Raw genomic sequence first — 17,324 nt, forward strand, 5'->3', positions numbered from 1 at the left:
TCGCTGCTAGGCCTCGTCGAGCACCAACGCCTGCTGGCGCAGCGCAGCGAAACGCGCCCGGGACAGCGGCCGCTGCAGGTGGAAACCCTGGGCCTGATCGCACTTGAGATCGGCGATGCGCGCCAGCTGGCCGGCGGTCTCGATGCCCTCGGCGACCACCGTCAGCGACAAGGCCCGGCCCATGCTGACGATAGCCTCGACGATGGCGGCATTGCTCTCGCTCACCTCGATGTTGGAGACGAAGCTGCGGTCGATCTTCAGGCAATCGAAGGGATAGGTGCGCAGATAACTCAGGGACGAGTAACCGGTGCCGAAGTCGTCCATCGACAGCCGCACCCCCAGCGCCTTGAGCCGCTGCATCAGCTCCAGGGCACCGGCGGCATCGTCCAGCAGCACGTTTTCGGTCAGCTCCAGTTCGACGCGAGCCGGCGCTATACCGGTGCGTTCGAGCACGCCGCGGACCCGCGCCACCAGATCGTCGCGCTGGAACTCCAGGGGCGACAGGTTGATGGACACGATCAGCTCCGGCTCCCAGGCCACCGCCTGGGTGCAGGCCTCCTGCAGGACCCAGTCGCTGAGGCCCAGGATCAGTCCGGTCTCCTCCGCCAGCGCGATGAACTCGGCAGGCGCCAGGCGGCCGCGGACGGGATGATTCCAGCGCACCAGGGCTTCGGCGCCCAGCAGACGCTGGCTGCTGGCGTCGAAGCGCGGCTGGAAGTCGAGCTCCAGCTCTCCACGCTGCAAGCCCAGGCGCAATTCGGTCTCCAGTTGGCGCCGTTCGAGGATGCGCTGGTTCATGGAGGGCTCATAGAATCTCAGGGTATTACGCCCCGCGGCCTTGGCCTCGTACAGGGCGATGTCGGCATAACGCAGCAGGTCCTCGGCGTTGTGGCCATCCTCTGGTGCCCGGGCGATGCCGAGGCTCGCACCTATGGCGATGTCGTGCTCGCCCACGCGGATGGGGCAGCTGATGGCGTCCAGAATGCGGCTGCACTGGCTGGTCAGTTGCTCGACGCTCAGGCTGCCGCTCAGCGCGATGACGAACTCGTCCCCGCCGATCCGGGCGACCAGATCACCCTCACGCAGGCTGGCGCGCAACTCCCGGGCGACCTGGCACAACACCTGGTCGCCCGCCGCATGTCCCAGGGAGTCGTTGACCGGCTTGAAGCGGTCCAGATCGAGGACCAACAGATGCAGGGGCTGGCTGGCGCTGACCCCCTCGGCGAAGCGCTGCGCCAGGTGGCGATGCAGCTGATGCCGGTTGGCCAGACCGGTCAGGGCATCGTGCTGGCTGAGGTGTTCGATGCGCGCCTTGGCTTCGATCTCCTCGGTGACGTCGCACACGGTGCCGCGAAAGCCGGCCAGGCACCCGCCGGTCACGATGGGCTGGGCCGAGAGCTGACAAAATCTCAGTTTGGTCTGGGCATCGCGCATCTCGCAACGCAGTGCCTGCCGGATGCGGCTGGCGACGACCGGCGTCCTGGCCATCTCGTCGAGCTGGGACCGCTCATAATCGAGCAATTCATACAGCGGTCGATTCAGCCAGTCCGCCTGCCGAAAGCCGGTGACGGCGACGAAGCGTTCCGAGATATAGACCAGACGCTGCTCGGCGTCGGTCTCCCAGATCCAATCGGACGCGGCCTCGGACACCATCCGAAAGCGCTGCTCGCTATACCTCAAGGCCTCCTCGACCCTTTCGGTCTGGCGCGCAGCCAGGGCGATGCGATATCGCAGATACCCGACCAGCAGCAACGCCAGGCCACACATACCGGCCAACAGCGGCAGGAATTGCATCAGCAGTCGATGTCCCAGGGCCTGGATAGTCCAGTGAAAGGTCACCGCGATACCGGGATCGGAACTCACCACCAGCGTCGGCCGCCCATCGGTGGGTAGCGCCCCCGGCTGGGCCGTCAGGCCGTCCAACTCGAACACCTGCCCGAGCGCGGCGAGCTTGTCCGGCGTCAGCACATCGACGAACACCATGTAGGAGAGCCCCTTGAAATCCTGATAGCTGGCATCCGGCCGGATGACCGCCGCCGTCACGCTGGCCGGCTTGCCATCGATGAGAAAATACCCCTGGGCATAGCCCTCCGCGGGCGAGCGCTCCCGGGCTTGAGCGAGCAGGGTTACCTGATCCTCCTTCAGCCAGAGCTCCAGCCGTAGCTGACTGAGCTCGCCGTCGACCACGGCATAGCGCGTCGTGCCATCGGGGGCCAGGATGAAGGCGCCATTGACTCCATAGTTCTTGTAGAGGGACGGTCCAACGTTGTCCTGATCGTATGCCCAGTCCACATCGACCTGCTGCTCGGTCCGTGCATAGGCCTCGATCCAGAACGAATAGTCGGTCAATACCCGACCCAGCTTGTCCTGCCGCGTTTCCAGCGCCCGCTGGGCGTCCGTCTCTCTGTGGCGGCGCTGCTGTTCGTCGATGCGCTTGCACAGGTCGAACAGCATGAATCCCGCTAGAACGAAGATCAGGATGACCAGCACGAAGAAGCCAAGGGATGCCTGACGGGCGACACGATTGAGTTGAGTAGGCACAGCGGCGACCTGTTGGAGCAGGATGGACAGAAGTAGAGCGCACGACAAAACGCGCGAATCGTATGCCTTTATATCGACATAGGCGATAACGACTTGATGCCACTACATAAATATTCCGATAAGGTGCGGACTAGACGGCTTCTGCTGCACCGTCAGCGGGCAAGGACGAAGTCGATGCGCCAGTAAGGCGCAGCCCTACCGTCGTCTATCCGACACCCATGCCCAAAAACGACAAAGCCCTGCCATTCGCCAGAACAAATGTTGACCTAACGGTCAACTTTACTCACCATCGATTCATCCATGACCCCAAGCGGAGAGCGGCCTTGATCAGGTTTCTACTCGACCAGGAGCTGCGCGTCGAAGAGCAGCTCGACCCTAATCTCACCGTCCTCCAATACCTGCGTGAGCGTTGCGGCAAGACCGGTACCAAGGAAGGCTGCGCCTCCGGCGACTGCGGGGCCTGCACCGTGGTGCTCGCCGAGCCCGATGGCGACCGGTTGCGCTATCGCACCGTCAACAGCTGCCTGACCTTCGTCGCGGCGCTGGACGGCCGGCAACTGATCAGCGTGGAAGACCTCAAGCACCAGGGCCGCCTGCATGGCGTGCAGCAGGCCATGGTCGACTGCCATGGCTCCCAGTGCGGTTACTGCACCCCGGGCTTCGTCATGTCGCTGTTCGCCCTGCAGAAGAACGTCGCCGCGCCGGACAACGCCGCCACCCACGAAGCCCTGGCCGGCAACCTCTGCCGCTGCACCGGCTACCGGCCGATCCTGGCCGCCGCCGAGCAGGCCTGCGCCAGCCGTCAGCCGGACCACTTCGATGCCCGCGAGCAGCAGACCCTGGAGCGGCTGAGAGCCCTGGCCCCCGCGCCCGCGACCCGCCTCGAAGGTGCGGGCAGCCGCAGTCATAGCCCCACTACCCTCGCCGAACTGGCCACCCTCTACCAGGCCTATCCCCAGGCCCGGTTGTTGGCTGGCGGCACCGACCTAGCCCTGGAAGTCACCCAGAATCATCGCCGCCTGGAGACCCTCATCTACCTGGGCAACCTGCCTGAGCTAAGGGGCGTGACCGTCACCGAAGACAGCATCGAGATCGGCGCCGCCACGCCGCTTACCGACTGCGCCACCGCCCTGGCCGCCGACTACCCCGACTTCGGCGCCCTGCTGCAGCGCTTCGCCTCCCTGCAGATCCGTAACCAGGGCACCCTGGGCGGCAACATCGGCAATGCCTCGCCCATCGGCGACAGCCCGCCCTTGCTGCTGGCGCTCGGCGCCACGGTTTTGCTGCGACAAGGCGAGCGCTTGCGCGAATTGCCGCTGGACGACTTCTTCCTCGACTACCGCAAGACCGCCCTGGCGCCCGGCGAATTCATCCAGGCGGTGCGGGTGCCGCGGACGCGCGAGGGTCTGATCTTCCGCGCCTTCAAGATCTCCAAGCGCCTGGACGACGACATCTCCGCGGTCTGCGCCGCCTTCGCCTTGGAACTCGACGAGGGCCGGGTCGCAGCCGTGCGCATCGCCTATGGCGGCATGGCGGCCACGCCCAAGCGTGCCAGTCACTGCGAGCAGGTGCTACTGGGCCAGCCCTGGGACGCCGCCACCATCGAGCGCGCCGCCCAGGCCCTGGCCAACGACTTCGCCCCGCTCTCGGATTTTCGCGCCAGTCGCGAATACCGCCTGCTGACGGCGCAGAACCTGCTGCGCAAGTGTCATCTGGAGACCACCCAGCCCACGCTCGCCACGAGGGTCACCGCCCATGTCTAGCAGCCTCCCCGTCCGTACCCCCGAGGAAATGGCCGCCGCCTTCGCCGCGGGCCTGGCCACCGGTGTCGGCAAGCCGCTCAAGCACGAGAGCGCCGACAAGCATGTGAGCGGCGAAGCCCTCTACATCGACGACCGCCTGGAATTCCCCAACCAGTTGCACGTCTATGCGCGGATGAGCGAACACGCCCATGCGCGGATCAAGCATATCGATCTCTCGCCTTGCTACGGGATACCTGGCGTGGTCCTGGCCATCACTGCCGCCGACGTGCCCGGCCAGCTGGACATAGGCGCCGTGCTGCCCGGCGATCCGCTGCTGGCCGATGGCGAGGTCCAGTACCTCGGCCAGCCAGTTCTGGCGGTCGCCGCCAGCAGCCTGGACGCCGCCCGCCGCGCGGCCCAGGCCGCCATCGTCGAGTACGAGCCGCTGGAAGCCATCATCGACGTCAAGGAAGCGCTCAGACGCGAGCATTTCATCTCACCGAGCCATAGCCACCACATCGGCGACGCGGCCGCCGCCCTGGCCGCCGCGCCCCACCGCCTGCAGGGCGAACTGGCCATCGGCGGCCAGGAGCACTTCTATCTGGAAACCCAGGTCGCCTCGGTCATGCCTACCGAAGACGGCGGCATGCTGGTCTATTCCTCCACCCAGAATCCCACCGAGGTGCAGAAGCAGGTGGCCGAGGTGCTGGGGGTGTCGATGAACAAGGTCACCATCGACATGAGGCGCATGGGCGGCGGCTTCGGCGGCAAGGAGAGCCAGGCCGGTATGCCGGCGGCACTCTGCGCGGTGTTCGCCAGCCTCACCGGACGCCCGGTGAAGATGCGCCTGCCGCGCTGCGAAGACATGCACATGACCGGCAAGCGCCATCCCTTCCATGTCGAATACGACGTCGGCTTCGACGATGACGGTCGCCTGCTGGGCATCCGCTTCGAGCTGGCGGGCAACTGCGGCTATTCGCCGGACCTGTCCAACGCCATCATCGACCGCGCCATGTTCCATGCGGACAACGCCTACTTCCTTGGCAACGCCCAGGTCACCGGCCATAGATGCAAGACCCATCTGGCGTCCAACACCGCCTATCGCGGCTTCGGCGGCCCCCAGGGCATGCTGGCCATCGAGAACGTCATGGACGCCATCGCCCGCCACCGCGGCCTCGATCCGCTGGAGGTGCGTCGGCGCAACTACTACGGCAAGGAGACGCGCAATGTCACCCACTACCACCAGGTGGTGGAAGATAACCTGCTCGACGAGATGACCGCGGACCTGGCAGCCAGCAGCGACTACCAGGCGCGTCGCGCGGCCATCCGCGTCTTCAACCAGAGCAGCCCGGTGCTGAAGAAGGGCCTGGCGCTGACCCCGGTGAAGTTCGGCATCTCCTTCACCTCCTCCTTCCTCAACCAGGGCGGCGCCCTGGTCAACGTCTACACCGACGGCAGCATCCACCTGAACCACGGCGGCACCGAGATGGGCCAGGGGCTGAACACCAAGGTCGCCCAGGTGGTGGCCGAGGTCTTCCAGGTCGACATCGGCCGCATCCAGATCACCGCCACCAACACCGACAAGGTGCCCAACACCTCACCCACCGCTGCCTCCAGCGGCACCGACCTCAATGGCAAGGCCGCGCAGAACGCCGCCCAGACCATCAAGGATCGCTTGATCGACTTCGCCAGCCGGCACTTCCACGTCGGGCCCGAGGAGGTCGACTTCCGCAACGGCCACGTCAAGGTACGCGACCAGCTGTTGAGCTTCGAAGAGCTGATCCAGCTGGCCTACGTCGGCCAGGTGTCGCTCTCCAGCACCGGTTACTACCGCACGCCGAAGATCCACTACGACCGCGACCAGGCGCGCGGCCGGCCGTTCTACTACTACGCCTTCGGCGCCGCCTGCTCCGAGGTGCTGATCGACACCCTCACCGGCGAATACCGGCTGCTGCGCACCGACATCCTTCACGACGTCGGCGCCTCCCTGAATCCGGCCATCGACATCGGCCAGGTCGAGGGCGGCTTCGTCCAGGGCCTGGGCTGGCTGACCATGGAAGAACTGGTGTGGAACGACGCCGGCAAGCTGCTCACCGCCGGCCCCTCCACCTACAAGATCCCGGCGGTGAGCGACGTGCCACCGGACTTGCGGGTACGGCTGGTGGAGAATCGCAAGAATCCCGAGGCCACGGTGTTCCATTCCAAGGCCGTGGGCGAGCCGCCCTTCATGCTCGGCATCTCGGTGTGGTGCGCCCTGCAGGATGCCGTGGCCAGCGTGGCGGACTATCGCTTCCACCCGGCGCTGGACGCCCCGGCCACCCCCGAGCGGGTGCTCTGGGGCGTGGAGCGGATGCGCCGCCTGGCCGCCGAGGCCCAGGCCCTACCCGTGACCGCCACGGAGGAACCGGCATGACCCCGAAACGTGGCTGGCTGGCGTTGCTGGCCGACTTCGAGGCGCGTGGCGAACCCTGCGTGCTGGTTACCGTAGCCAATGAACAGGGCTCCACGCCCCGCGACGCCGGCACCAAAATGCTGGTGGGTCGGACCGAACAGCACCTGACCATCGGCGGCGGCCACCTGGAATACCGCGCCGTGGAGATCGCTCGGGAACTGCTCGCGGCCGGCAGCCGCCAGCCGCGCCTGGAGCGCTTTTCCCTGGCGGCTAGCCTCGGCCAGTGCTGCGGCGGCGTCACCACCCTGCTGTTCGAGCCACTGCTGGCCCAGGAGATACCGGTGGTAGTCTTCGGCGCCGGCCATGTCGCCCGCGCCCTGGTCCCCCTATTGGCCGGCCTACCCTGCGCGGTGCGCTGGGTCGACTCGCGGCCCCAGGAGTTTCCCGATCCGCTGCCCGCTGGCGTCGAGAGGATCGTCACCGACGAGCCGGTCGACGAGATCGCCCGGATGCCAGCCGGGGCCTACTACATCGTCATGACCCATAACCACCCCCTGGATCTGGAGCTGACCGATGCCATCCTCGCCCGCGGCGACCATGGCTACTTCGGCCTGATCGGCTCCAAGACCAAGTGGGCCAAATTCCGCCACCGCCTCACGGCCCGTGGCCACGGCGCCGAACGCCTCGCCTCGGTACGCTGCCCGCTGGGCCTGCCCGAGGTGCAGGGCAAGCTGCCGCTGGAAATCGCCATCGCCGTGGCCGGCGAGGTCATCGCCCACTATGGCCGCCAGGCCCAGCAGGCGGACCAGCCGCTGCGCCTGGTCAATGCCGTCGCGCCCAGTTGATCCCCCTATTTCGCCGCTTCGCCTATCAGAGACCGTTATGACCGCCATCGCCCACCGCGCCGCCCTGCTCCACAGCCTCGCCGACCCGGCCGAGGTGGGGCTGGACGCCTCCTACGAATACCACGCCGACGGCCTGCTGCTGGTCGAGGACGGCCGCATCCAGGCCATGGGCCCGGCCGCCGACCTGCTGCCCACCCTGCCCGCCGGCACCGAGGTGATCGAGCATCGCGATGCCCTCATCACCCCCGGCTTCATCGACACCCATATCCACTATCCGCAGACCGGCATGATCGCCAGCTACGCCGAGCAATTGCTGGACTGGCTGGACACCTACACCTTCCCCACCGAGCGCGCCTTCGCCGATCCGGCCAAGGCCGCCGAGGTGGCCGAGGTCTTCGTCGGCGAACTGCTGCGCAACGGCACCACCACCGCCCTGGTGTTCGGCAGCGTCCATCCGCAGTCGGTGGAGGCCTTCTTCGAGGTCGCCGAGCGCCTCGACCTGCGCATGATCGCCGGCAAGGTGCTGATGGACCGCAATGCGCCTGACTATCTGCAGGACACGGCCGAATCCGCCTATGCCGACAGCAAGGCGCTAATCCAGCGCTGGCACGGCAAGGGCCGACTGCACTATGCCGTCACCCCACGCTTCGCACCGACCAGTACCCCCGAACAACTCGAAGCCGCCGGGCGCCTGCTGGCCGAGCACCCCGATGTCTACCTGCACACCCACCTCTCCGAGAACCTCAAGGAGATTGACTGGGTGAAGGCGCTGTTCCCGGAGCGGAGCCACTACCTGGACGTCTACGACCACTTCCAGTTGCTCGGCCCGCGCTCGGTGTTCGCCCACGGCATCCACCTCTGCGACGCCGAATGCCAGCGCCTGCACGACACCGGCTCCGCTGTGGCCCACTGCCCCACGTCCAACCTCTTCCTCGGCAGCGGTCTGTTCGACCTCCAGCGAATGGAAGCTTTCAAGGTCAACGTCGGCCTGGGCACCGATGTCGGCGCCGGCACCAGCTTCTCGCTGCTGCAGACCCTCGGCGAGGCCTACAAGGTGCAGCAGCTGCGCGGCAACCGCCTGCACCCCTTCAAGTCTTTGTACCTCGCCACCCTCGGCGGCGCCCGCGCCCTGCGCCTGGACGACCGCATCGGCAGCCTGGTGCCTGGCCACGATGCCGACTTCGTGGTGCTCGACCTCAAGGCCACCCCGCTGCTGGACTACCGCCTGCAGCAATCCAAGAGCCTGGAGGAAACCCTCTTCGTCCTCACCACCCTGGCCGACGACCGCGTGGTGCGCGAAACCCACGCCGCAGGTCGGCGGGTGCATAGCCGCGACGCCTGATCTTGGCCGGCTCGCCACTGTTGGGCTTAGACGCGATGAGGCCGTCTCAGCCCAACAGACTCCGAGCAACTGCGCGCGATCAAGCTTCAATCGCGTAGCGTGGAAAACCGCGCAGCGTTTTCCACTGGTACTTTCGGATCCAACAGTGGATAAGGCTGCGCCGTTATCCACGCTACAAGGCCTTTGCAGATTGGGCTGAGCATAGTGAAGCCCAACAAAAACCGCTCACACCTCGTCCAACACACACAAAAGCCGCCCCTGAGGGCGGCTTTCGCGTTTCAGCCTAGGCCGACTCAGCTGCTGCGATAGCGCTCCAACCAGTGGGCATAGGGCGCCGGCAGCACCCAGGACGGCTTGTCGACGCCCAGGGCCTTGGCCGCGTAGTAGGGCCAGTGCGGATCGGCCAGGTGGGCGCGGCCCACCATTACCAGGTCCAGCTGCTCGTCGGCCACTACCTGATTGGCCAGGGCCGGGGTGTCGATGTTCCAGGCCGAGGCGACCTTCAGGCCGGTGGCCTTGCGCACCTGCTCGGTGATGGGCGCCAGCAGGCCCGAGCCCCAGGGGATGTTGGCGGTCGGGGTGGAGAAGCCGATGCTGACGCTGAGCAGGTCGAGGCCTTCACGCTTGAAGCCCTGGGCGAGTTCGATGGATTCGGCCAGGGTCTCCTCGTCACGACCGTCGTATTCGATCACGCCGAAACGGGCGGTCAGCGGCAGGTGCTCCGGCCAGACCTTGCGGACCTCGGCCAGGGTCTCCAGCAGGAAGCGGCTGCGGCCGGCCAGATCACCGCCGTACTGGTCGTCACGCTGGTTGGAGTGCACCGAGAAGAAGCTCTGCGCCAGGTAGCCGTGGGCGAAGTGCAGCTCCAGCCACTCGAAGCCGGCCTCGTAGGCGCGCTTGGCGGCGTCGACGAAGTCCTGGCGGACCCGGGCGATGTCCTCGAGGGTCATGGCCTTGGGTACCTTCGGCAGGTTGGCGCCAAAGGCCACGGCGGACGGGGCGATGGTGTCCCAACCGCGGCTATCGTCGGCGGCGATATGGTCGTCACCTTCCCAGGGACGATTGGCGCTGGCCTTGCGGCCGGCGTGGGCGATCTGGATGCCCGGCACGGAACCGGCGGCCTTGATCGCCTGGACCACCGGCACGAAGGCCTGGGCATGGGCATCGGACCAGATGCCGGCGCAGCCGGGGGTGATCCGGCCTTCCGGCGAAACGGCCGTGGCCTCGACGATGACCACACCGGCACCGCCACGCGCCAGACCCGCGTAGTGCACCTGGTGCCAGTCGTTGATCACGCCGTCGACGGCGCTGTATTGGCACATGGGCGGAATGGCGATGCGGTTGCGCAGCGTCACGTCCTTGAGGGTAAAGGGTTGGAACAATGCGGACATCTGAGCGGTCTCCCATACGGTGACTGTTGGTTCGTTATTTCGATACTAATCGAACATAGTATGATCGCCAACCCCCGGTGTATGATTGGCTCATGCGCCCTTTCAAACATCCCAGTCCTGACGAATTCTCCCTCGAGCGCCTGTTCCACGCGCTCAGCGATCCGGTGCGCCTGGATATCGTCCGCTACCTGGCGCGGGTCGCCGAGGCCACCTGTGGCGAGCTGGACGGCGGCCGGCCCAAGTCCAGCATGTCGCACCACTTCCGCGTCCTGCGTGACGCCGGCCTGGTGCACACCCGCAATGCCGGCACCACGCACATGAACCAGTTGCGTCGCGAAGACCTGGATCTGCGCTTTCCCGGACTGATGGCGGCCATCCTGGCGCAGTCGCCCGAGCCATTCAGCAAAGCGGATTGAGATAGCCCCAGCCCTTTCTGCAGCACTGATACCAGGCTGTTCTGGTCCTGCCCAGCCATCCGGCTGCCTGTCATCGGCTGGCAACGCCTCTATCCCCAGCCCAAGGAACTTGCGCCCGCTGTTCCGCTCTTTCCGGTATGAAGGTTGCTAAAAAGTATGACAGCACAGCCGCTGGATGCTGTCGGGAGGTGGGCGATGAGCAAGCACTGGGGATTGGCGACCGCACTGGCTGGCGTCGCTGCATTGCTGGTACTGGTCCCCAGCCCGGAGCCCATCGCCGAGTCCAGGGGCATCCAGCGGGTGATCGCCTTCGGTGACAGCCTAATGGACTGCGGCACCTTCGGTCACATCTACGCCACCAACCCCGGCCGCACCTATCCCCAGGAAATCGCCGACGCCTACGGTATCGAACTCGGCCCCAATCGGCAGGTTGAAGGCTATGGCCACGACGGCTCGGTCGATCCCGATGGGCTCTGCTACGCCGAAGGCGGCGCCGTGACCGGCAGCTTCACCGAGCCCGGTTTCGACCACAACGAAGCGCCCCTGGCCTTCTCCCAGCAGATCCGCAACTTCGAGATGCAGCACGGTCGTTTCCACCAGCAGGATCTGGTGCTGGTGCAGATCGGTGGCAACGACATCATCGGCCCCTTCTACGACAAGAAGCTCAAAGCCGCGCTGCTGGCCGATGCCCCGCTCCCTTCGGATGTCCGCGAGCAGATCGATGCGCGGATCCGCCATGCAGCCATGAACGAGGTCAAGCTGCTGCGCTATCTCCTGAGTCTGGGCGCCCAGCGCCTGGTGGTCCTCAACAACACGGACTACGGCAAGGCCCCTTATCTAGAGCCCTGGACACCCGCCCTCGCGGAGCGCAACCACGAGCTGGTACGCCTCTACAACGACACCCTACAGGCCAATCTCCCGGCCGGTGATCGCCTGCTGCTGGTGGATGCCTATCGGGTGCTGGAAGAGGTCTACGCGCACTACGGCAACTATGGCTTCACCCACGCCGATGGCGATGCCTGCCTGCCCGGCCGCGAATTCTGCGAACCGGATAGCTATGTCGAACCCGGGGCCGATCAGGCCTATATCTTCGGCGCTCGTGGACATTTCGCCAGTCGTACCCACAGCATGTTGGCGCAGGTGGTGCTGGAACGTATCGCCCAGACCTGGCCCGGCAGCGCCCCGCACTCCAAGCCCTTGCTGATGACAGCGCGGCTCGCCACCGAGCCAACCTACCACTAGCAACTCAGCGCCCCACCCTGGTGCCGACCCATGGCGAACCGCACCGCGCCGGGGCAGCTAGCTACCTCTATAGGTCGAGTAGCCGTAGGGCGATACCAACAAGGGGACGTGATAATGCGCAGCCTCATCGGCAATGCCGAAACGCAGGATCACCGTATCGAGAAAGGCAGGTTCGTCCAGCGGCACGCCTAGTTGCCGATAGTAATCCCCCACCTCGAACTCCAGTTCATAGACGCCCCTCTGGAAGGCCTCGCCTTGCAGAAGCGGCGTATCGCCCCGGCCATCGGCATTGGTCCGCCACTCACCGAGAGATTGCCGCGCCCCGTCCGCCAGGCGGTACAGGCGTACGGCGATCGCCGCGCCAGGACGGCCTCCCGCGGTGTCCAGGATATGGGTGGTCAGGTATCCAGCAGAAGTCGAAGCGGACATGGCGTATTTCCTGAAAGAGGTCGGGCCAGGCTAACAGTTTTTGACCCTTTGATTGTATACAACCCTGCCATTAGCCCGCACGCTCTGGCATAAGTGCGTATAAAAGCTTTTTTGCGCTCAGACCGGTCTGACCAGTTAGGCAAGATTCTTGCTGGGACTCGGCAAAGGTCTTCAAACATTGTATACAAAACCTTTCGACTGCCAGGATGCCCCCTCCATGACCTATCCCCGCGATCTTATCGGCTACGGCGCCCAGCCACCCCATCCCCACTGGCCGGGCGATGCCCGTATCGCCCTGTCCTTCGTGCTCAACTACGAAGAAGGCGGCGAGCGCAACATTCTGCACGGCGACAAGGAGTCCGAAGCCTTCCTGTCCGAGATGGTGGCGGCCCAGCCCTTGCCCGGCGTGCGCAACATGTCCATGGAGTCGCTCTACGAATACGGTAGCCGCGCCGGCGTGTGGCGCATCCTCGAGCTGTTCGCCAAGCACCAGGTCCCACTCACCATCTTCGCCGTGGCCATGGCCGCCGAGCGCCATCCCGAAGTCATCCGCGCCATGGTCCAGGCCGGCCACGAGATCTGCAGCCATGGTTATCGCTGGATCGACTACCAGTACATGGACGAAGCCGAGGAGCGCGCCCATCTGCGGCGCGCCATCGAAATCCTCACCGAGCTGACCGGCGAGCGTCCCCTGGGCTGGTACACCGGCCGCACCGGCCCCAACACCCGGCGCCTGGTGATGGAGGAAGGCGGCTTCCTCTACGACAGCGACACCTACGACGACGACCTGCCCTACTGGGAGCCCAACACCCCGACCGGCAAGCCGCACCTGGTGATCCCCTACACCCTGGACACCAACGACATGAGATTCACCCAGGTGCAGGGCTTCCATACCGCCGAGCAATTCTTCCAGTACCTCAAGGACGCCTTCGACACCCTGTATGAAGAAGGCGCCACCGCGCCCAAGATGCTCTCCATCGGCCTGCACTGCCGGCTGATCGGCCGTCCCGGTCGCCTGGTGGGGCTCAAGCGCTTCCTGGAGTACGCCCAGAGCCACGAGCGCGTCTGGTTCGCCCGCCGGGTGGATATCGCCCGCCACTGGCACAAGGAGCATCCGCCGGCATGAGCACCTTCCAGACCGTCACGCCCAGCCAGCTGGACCGCGCCGCCTTCGTCGCGGCCTTCGGCGGCATCTACGAGCACTCCGCCTGGGTCGCCGAACGCGCCTTCGACCAGGGCCAGCCCTTGCCGGATACCATCGAGGCCCTGCACCAGCGGCTGTCCGCCCAGGTCGCCCGGGCCAGCCAGGCCGAGCAACTGGCGCTGATCCAGGCCCACCCGGATCTCGCCGGCCGCGCCGCCCTGGCTGGCGAGCTGACCGCTGCCAGCACCAGCGAACAGGCCGGCGCCGGCCTGGACCAGTGCACGCCGGACGAACTGGCCCGCTTCACCGGCTACAACGACGCCTACCGCGAAAAATTCGGCTTCCCCTTCATCATGGCGGTGAAGGGCAGCAACCGACACCTGATCCTCGCGGCCTTCGAGGAGCGCCTGCCCAACACCCCGGAGCAGGAATTCCAGCGCGCCCTCGCCGAGATCGACCGTATCGCCCTCTTCCGTCTCCAGCCCCTCTGACCTCAGTCCGCACACGAGCCCCTCATGAAACGCACCTACGCCGCACCCTTCGAGAAATACCTCAACCTCGCCGACGCCCGCCTCGGCACCCGCGTCATCAGCGTCACCGACGACTGGTTCGCCGCCGCCGATCGCATGCTCCAGCCCCACGAGCCGGAGTGGAAGGAAGGCGTCTACGACGACAACGGCAAGTGGATGGATGGCTGGGAATCGCGCCGCAAGCGCTTCGAGGGCTATGACCATGCGGTGATCCGCCTGGGCGTACCCGGCTCGATCAAGGGCGTCGACATCGACACCCGCTGGTTCACCGGCAACTACCCGCCCTCCGCCTCCCTGGAAGCCTGCTTCTGCGCCGACGGCGATCCGGCCGCCGACGCCGCCTGGACCGAGGTACTGCCAGCCATCGAGATGCAGGGCAACAGCCACCACTACCACGCCATCAGCGATGATCGCCCCTGGACCCACCTACGCCTGAACATCTATCCCGACGGTGGTGTGGCCCGCCTGCGGGTCTACGGCATTCCCCATCGCGACTGGTCGGCCCAGGCCGAGGACGAGGTGCTGGACCTCGCCGCCGCGCTCAATGGCGGTCGCGCGCTGGCCTGCAACGACGAGCACTACGGACGCATGAGCAACATCCTCAATCCGGGTCGCGCCAGCAGCATGGCCGATGGTTGGGAAACCGCCCGCCGTCGCACCCCCGGCAACGACTGGGTGATCATCGCCCTGGGCCACGCCGGTATCGTCGAGGAAATCCTGGTCGACACCCTGCACTTCAAGGGTAACTACCCGGACAGCTGCCAGATCCAGGGCGCCTATGTGCGCGGCGGCACCGACGGCCAGATCGAAACCCAAAGCCTGTATTGGAAGGAATTGCTGCCGTCGCAGAAGCTACAGATGCACCAGGAACATAGCTTCCGCGAGCAGGTGCGCGACCTCGGCCCCATCACCCACGTCCGCCTGAACATCTTCCCCGACGGCGGCGTCAGCCGCTTGCGGCTGTTCGGCAAGGTGGCGCGGGGCCAGGCATGAGCCGCCAACTCGTCATCGAACCCCTGACCGCCGAGGGCTTCGCGCCCTTCGGCGACGTCATCGAGACCGAAGGCCGCGACTGGTTTCCCATCAATAACGGCTCGACCCAGAGATTCCATGCCCTGGCCCGGGTCGAGACCGGGCCGGCCGACGGCGCGGCGATCATCAGCATCTTCCGCGCTCGGCGCCTGGAATACCCGCTGACGATTGCCATGCTGGAACGCCACCCCCATGGCAGCCAGGCCTTCGTGCCCCTCCGTGGCGAGCCCTTCCTGGTGGTGGTGGCGCCCCCGGCGCCGCAGCCGGACGCCCAGGCCATCCGCGTCTTCCGCACCGATGGCCGCCAGGGCATCAACTACCATGCGGGGGTCTGGCACCACCCGGTGCTGGCCCTACGCGACGAGGATGAATTCCTCATCGTCGACCGCCATGGCGAGCTGCCCAACTGCGACGAGCACTTTTTCGCCGCGGACGAGACCTCGACTCTGGCGCTTTAACGGTTGCCCGGTGCGCGCCTCAGCTGCTTGCGCAGCAGGCGTGCACTGTCCAGGCAGACCCAGGCCACCGCCAGCCAGATCGGGCCGTAGGTCCAGATCGCTCCGATAGGCAGTTGCTCACCGAGAATATAGAGCGCCACGAACACCAGCAGCGCCGGTTCCACATAGCTCAGGATGCCGAACAGACTCAGCGGCAGCAGTCGACTGGACGCCAGCATGGCCGCGAAGGCGATGGCACTGACCAGCCCCAATCCGGGCAACAGCGCCCACAGCCAGGGCGCCTGCTGCAAGGCCAGGCTCGGCGAGAACCAATGCACGACGAGCAGTGCGAACGGCAGCAGGCAGCACATCTCCAGCACGAAGCCGGACAAGGCATCCACCGCCATCCACCGCCGCAGCACGAAATATGGCGGATAGCCCACTACCGGCAGCAGGCTGACCCAGGACAGCGCCCCGGTCACCCACACCTCGTTGATCACCCCCACCAGCGCACAGGCCACCGCCAGGCGTTGCAGGGGGCGCAGGCGCTCGCCATAGACCAGGCGTCCGGTCAGCACGATCGCCAGGGGCAGCAGGAAATAACCCAGCGACATGGCCATGGCTTCGCCATTCATGGTCGCCCAGACGAACACCCACCACTGCACGCCCATCAGCAGCGCGGCGGCCGGAATGGCCAGGCACAGCCGGGGTTCACGCACCAATCGCTTGAGCGTGGCCCAGAGCGCCTTGCCCTCGCGCAGCACCAGCACCATCAGCAACACCATGGGCAGTGACCAAACCACCCGCAGCGCCACCACCTGCAGGCCATCCAGGGGCGCCAGCCAGGCGAAGTACACCGGCATCAGCGCGAACAGCACCGACGACAGTACGGAAAGGCCCAGCCCCTTGCCCGACAGCACACTCATGCCCGCCGTCCCAGACGATTGATGAACAGCGACAGCAGAATGACGCCGCCGCCCAGGAACAGCCTAGGCAGGTCGGCCGGATGCTGCCAGATCAACAGGCTGACCAGCAGTCCCGCGGGCACATGGGCCTCGTTCATGATCGCCAGGGTGCCGCCGTTGACCCGTAGCGAGCCGAGGGTCCACCAGTAGAGGCCGAGCGCCGTGGCGAACACGCCCATCCAGACCAGCACGCCCCATTGCAGCGGGGTAGCGGGCAGACGCGCCGGATTGCCGAACAGCAGGAAGGACAGCGCCGCCACCAGCAGCGCGCCAAGAAAGAACAACCCAAAGTAGCGATGCAAGGGGCCCTGCCCGGCATAGGCATGGCCCAGGTGCTTGCACAGCACCTGGCCGGCGGCGAAGGTCAGGTTGGCCACCTGCAGCAGCAGGAAGCCCAGCAGGTAGTCACCGGTCAGCGCCTGGAAACGAATCAGCGCCGCGCCACCCACCGCCACGACCGCAGCCAGCAGCGACCAGAAACGGAACCGACGCTGCCAGGCGTCATCCAGCAGCGTCACATAGATAGGCGTCAATACCGTGAACAGCAGCACCTCCGGCACCGTCAGCACGGCGAAGCTGCGGTACAGGCAGAGATAGGTGATGCCGAATTGCAAGGCGCCCGCCGCCATCAGGCCCAGTGCGAAGCGCCCCGGCACCCCACGCCAGCGGGTGAAGGGCAGGAACAGCACGAAGGCAATGGCCACGCGGGCCAGCACGGCGAAATCGCTGTCGACGCGACCAGCGAGATATTCCCCGATCAGGCTGAAGGAAAACGCCCAGATGAGGGTGACGAGCAGGAGATAAGGCATGGCGACGGCGCACGAAAAAGGTGCGCGACCTTAACGCGCCCGTCGCCGGAGGAAAAGCCCCGTGGCG

Annotated in this window: 15 protein-coding genes; 10 read left to right on the forward strand and 5 right to left on the reverse strand. The window is 66.1% G+C overall.

The window, feature by feature from the left end:
• Window positions 1-6 precede the first annotated feature (6 nt).
• Window positions 7-2,541, reverse strand: a complete 2,535-nt coding sequence (locus tag CCZ28_RS06390; protein WP_140216919.1) for a bifunctional diguanylate cyclase/phosphodiesterase — start codon at window positions 2,539-2,541, stop codon at window positions 7-9.
• A 323-nt stretch (window positions 2,542-2,864) separates the two neighbouring features.
• Here CCZ28_RS06390 and xdhA point away from each other — a divergent pair, with 323 nt between their 5' ends.
• The 4 genes from xdhA to guaD are packed head-to-tail and all read left to right on the forward strand — an operon-like array spanning window position 2,865 to window position 8,862.
• Complete coding sequence (xdhA, locus tag CCZ28_RS06395) at window positions 2,865-4,304, forward strand: xanthine dehydrogenase small subunit (RefSeq protein ID WP_140216921.1); 1,440 nt, start codon at window positions 2,865-2,867, stop codon at window positions 4,302-4,304.
• Complete coding sequence (gene xdhB, locus CCZ28_RS06400) at window positions 4,297-6,696, forward strand: xanthine dehydrogenase molybdopterin binding subunit (protein WP_140216923.1); 2,400 nt, start codon at window positions 4,297-4,299, stop codon at window positions 6,694-6,696. Before xdhA ends, xdhB begins: the two co-directional genes overlap by 8 nt.
• On the forward strand, window positions 6,693-7,520 hold the full coding sequence (gene xdhC, locus CCZ28_RS06405; RefSeq protein WP_140216925.1) for a xanthine dehydrogenase accessory protein XdhC: 828 nt from the start codon (window positions 6,693-6,695) through the stop codon (window positions 7,518-7,520). The genes xdhB and xdhC overlap by 4 nt, the downstream gene beginning before the upstream one ends.
• A 37-nt stretch (window positions 7,521-7,557) precedes the next feature.
• Window positions 7,558-8,862, forward strand: a complete 1,305-nt coding sequence (guaD, locus tag CCZ28_RS06410; RefSeq protein WP_140216927.1) for a guanine deaminase — start codon at window positions 7,558-7,560, stop codon at window positions 8,860-8,862.
• A 293-nt stretch (window positions 8,863-9,155) separates the two neighbouring features.
• Here guaD and CCZ28_RS06415 read toward each other — a convergent pair whose 3' ends face one another.
• Window positions 9,156-10,253, reverse strand: coding sequence for an NADH:flavin oxidoreductase/NADH oxidase (locus CCZ28_RS06415; RefSeq protein ID WP_058763964.1), 1,098 nt, complete (start codon window positions 10,251-10,253; stop codon window positions 9,156-9,158).
• 92 nt (window positions 10,254-10,345) lie between these two features.
• Here CCZ28_RS06415 and CCZ28_RS06420 point away from each other — a divergent pair, with 92 nt between their 5' ends.
• Both CCZ28_RS06420 and CCZ28_RS06425 read left to right on the forward strand, forming a co-directional pair.
• The gene (locus CCZ28_RS06420; RefSeq protein WP_140216929.1) at window positions 10,346-10,669 is read left to right on the forward strand and encodes an ArsR/SmtB family transcription factor; all 324 of its coding nucleotides are present in this window, start codon (window positions 10,346-10,348) and stop codon (window positions 10,667-10,669) included.
• A 195-nt stretch (window positions 10,670-10,864) separates the two neighbouring features.
• Entirely contained in the window at window positions 10,865-11,911 is a 1,047-nt protein-coding gene (locus CCZ28_RS06425) for an SGNH/GDSL hydrolase family protein (protein WP_140216930.1), read from the forward strand.
• 57 nt (window positions 11,912-11,968) lie between these two features.
• On the opposite strand, the gene uraH is transcribed toward CCZ28_RS06425, so the two are convergent.
• On the reverse strand, window positions 11,969-12,340 hold the full coding sequence (gene uraH, locus CCZ28_RS06430) for a hydroxyisourate hydrolase (protein ID WP_140216932.1): 372 nt from the start codon (window positions 12,338-12,340) through the stop codon (window positions 11,969-11,971).
• A 217-nt stretch (window positions 12,341-12,557) separates the two neighbouring features.
• Here uraH and puuE point away from each other — a divergent pair, with 217 nt between their 5' ends.
• Genes puuE through CCZ28_RS06450 form a run of 4 tightly spaced genes read left to right on the forward strand, consistent with a single transcriptional unit; the run spans window position 12,558 to window position 15,504 of the window.
• A complete protein-coding gene (gene puuE / locus CCZ28_RS06435; protein WP_140216934.1) occupies window positions 12,558-13,466 on the forward strand; it encodes an allantoinase PuuE in 909 nt (302 codons plus the stop codon).
• Window positions 13,463-13,975: a 2-oxo-4-hydroxy-4-carboxy-5-ureidoimidazoline decarboxylase gene (uraD, locus tag CCZ28_RS06440; protein WP_140216936.1), complete on the forward strand. Its 513-nt coding sequence runs from the start codon at window positions 13,463-13,465 to the stop codon at window positions 13,973-13,975. Before puuE ends, uraD begins: the two co-directional genes overlap by 4 nt.
• Window positions 13,976-13,999: 24 nt before the next feature.
• On the forward strand, window positions 14,000-15,007 hold the full coding sequence (gene alc / locus CCZ28_RS06445; RefSeq protein ID WP_140216937.1) for an allantoicase: 1,008 nt from the start codon (window positions 14,000-14,002) through the stop codon (window positions 15,005-15,007).
• Window positions 15,004-15,504: an ureidoglycolate lyase gene (locus tag CCZ28_RS06450; protein ID WP_140216939.1), complete on the forward strand. Its 501-nt coding sequence runs from the start codon at window positions 15,004-15,006 to the stop codon at window positions 15,502-15,504. The genes alc and CCZ28_RS06450 overlap by 4 nt, the downstream gene beginning before the upstream one ends.
• Here the strand turns inward: CCZ28_RS06450 and rarD are convergent.
• Window positions 15,501-16,409, reverse strand: a complete 909-nt coding sequence (rarD, locus tag CCZ28_RS06455) for an EamA family transporter RarD (protein ID WP_140216941.1) — start codon at window positions 16,407-16,409, stop codon at window positions 15,501-15,503. The two genes, CCZ28_RS06450 and rarD, sit on opposite strands and share 4 nt — an antisense overlap.
• Entirely contained in the window at window positions 16,406-17,257 is an 852-nt protein-coding gene (locus CCZ28_RS06460; protein WP_140216943.1) for an EamA family transporter, read from the reverse strand. Before CCZ28_RS06460 ends, rarD begins: the two co-directional genes overlap by 4 nt.
• Window positions 17,258-17,324 lie beyond the last annotated feature (67 nt).

Origin of the sequence: Pseudomonas oryzihabitans, from assembly GCF_006384975.1 — a bacterium.
GTDB lineage: Bacteria > Pseudomonadota > Gammaproteobacteria > Pseudomonadales > Pseudomonadaceae > Chryseomonas > Chryseomonas psychrotolerans_B.

Excerpts from the sequence above, each read along its gene's own strand:
- xdhB (WP_140216923.1), top strand. The coding sequence starts at position 4,297 with ATGTCTAGCAGCCTCCCCGTCCGTACCCCCGAGGAAATGGCCGCCGCC.
- xdhC (WP_140216925.1), top strand. The coding sequence starts at position 6,693 with ATGACCCCGAAACGTGGCTGGCTGGCGTTGCTGGCCGACTTCGAGGCG.
- guaD (WP_140216927.1), top strand. The coding sequence starts at position 7,558 with ATGACCGCCATCGCCCACCGCGCCGCCCTGCTCCACAGCCTCGCCGAC.
- CCZ28_RS06415 (WP_058763964.1), bottom strand. The coding sequence starts at position 10,253 with ATGTCCGCATTGTTCCAACCCTTTACCCTCAAGGACGTGACGCTGCGC.
- CCZ28_RS06420 (WP_140216929.1), top strand. The coding sequence starts at position 10,346 with ATGCGCCCTTTCAAACATCCCAGTCCTGACGAATTCTCCCTCGAGCGC.
- CCZ28_RS06425 (WP_140216930.1), top strand. The coding sequence starts at position 10,865 with ATGAGCAAGCACTGGGGATTGGCGACCGCACTGGCTGGCGTCGCTGCA.
- uraH (WP_140216932.1), bottom strand. The coding sequence starts at position 12,340 with ATGTCCGCTTCGACTTCTGCTGGATACCTGACCACCCATATCCTGGAC.
- puuE (WP_140216934.1), top strand. The coding sequence starts at position 12,558 with ATGACCTATCCCCGCGATCTTATCGGCTACGGCGCCCAGCCACCCCAT.
- uraD (WP_140216936.1), top strand. The coding sequence starts at position 13,463 with ATGAGCACCTTCCAGACCGTCACGCCCAGCCAGCTGGACCGCGCCGCC.
- alc (WP_140216937.1), top strand. The coding sequence starts at position 14,000 with ATGAAACGCACCTACGCCGCACCCTTCGAGAAATACCTCAACCTCGCC.
- CCZ28_RS06450 (WP_140216939.1), top strand. The coding sequence starts at position 15,004 with ATGAGCCGCCAACTCGTCATCGAACCCCTGACCGCCGAGGGCTTCGCG.
- rarD (WP_140216941.1), bottom strand. The coding sequence starts at position 16,409 with ATGAGTGTGCTGTCGGGCAAGGGGCTGGGCCTTTCCGTACTGTCGTCG.
- CCZ28_RS06460 (WP_140216943.1), bottom strand. The coding sequence starts at position 17,257 with ATGCCTTATCTCCTGCTCGTCACCCTCATCTGGGCGTTTTCCTTCAGC.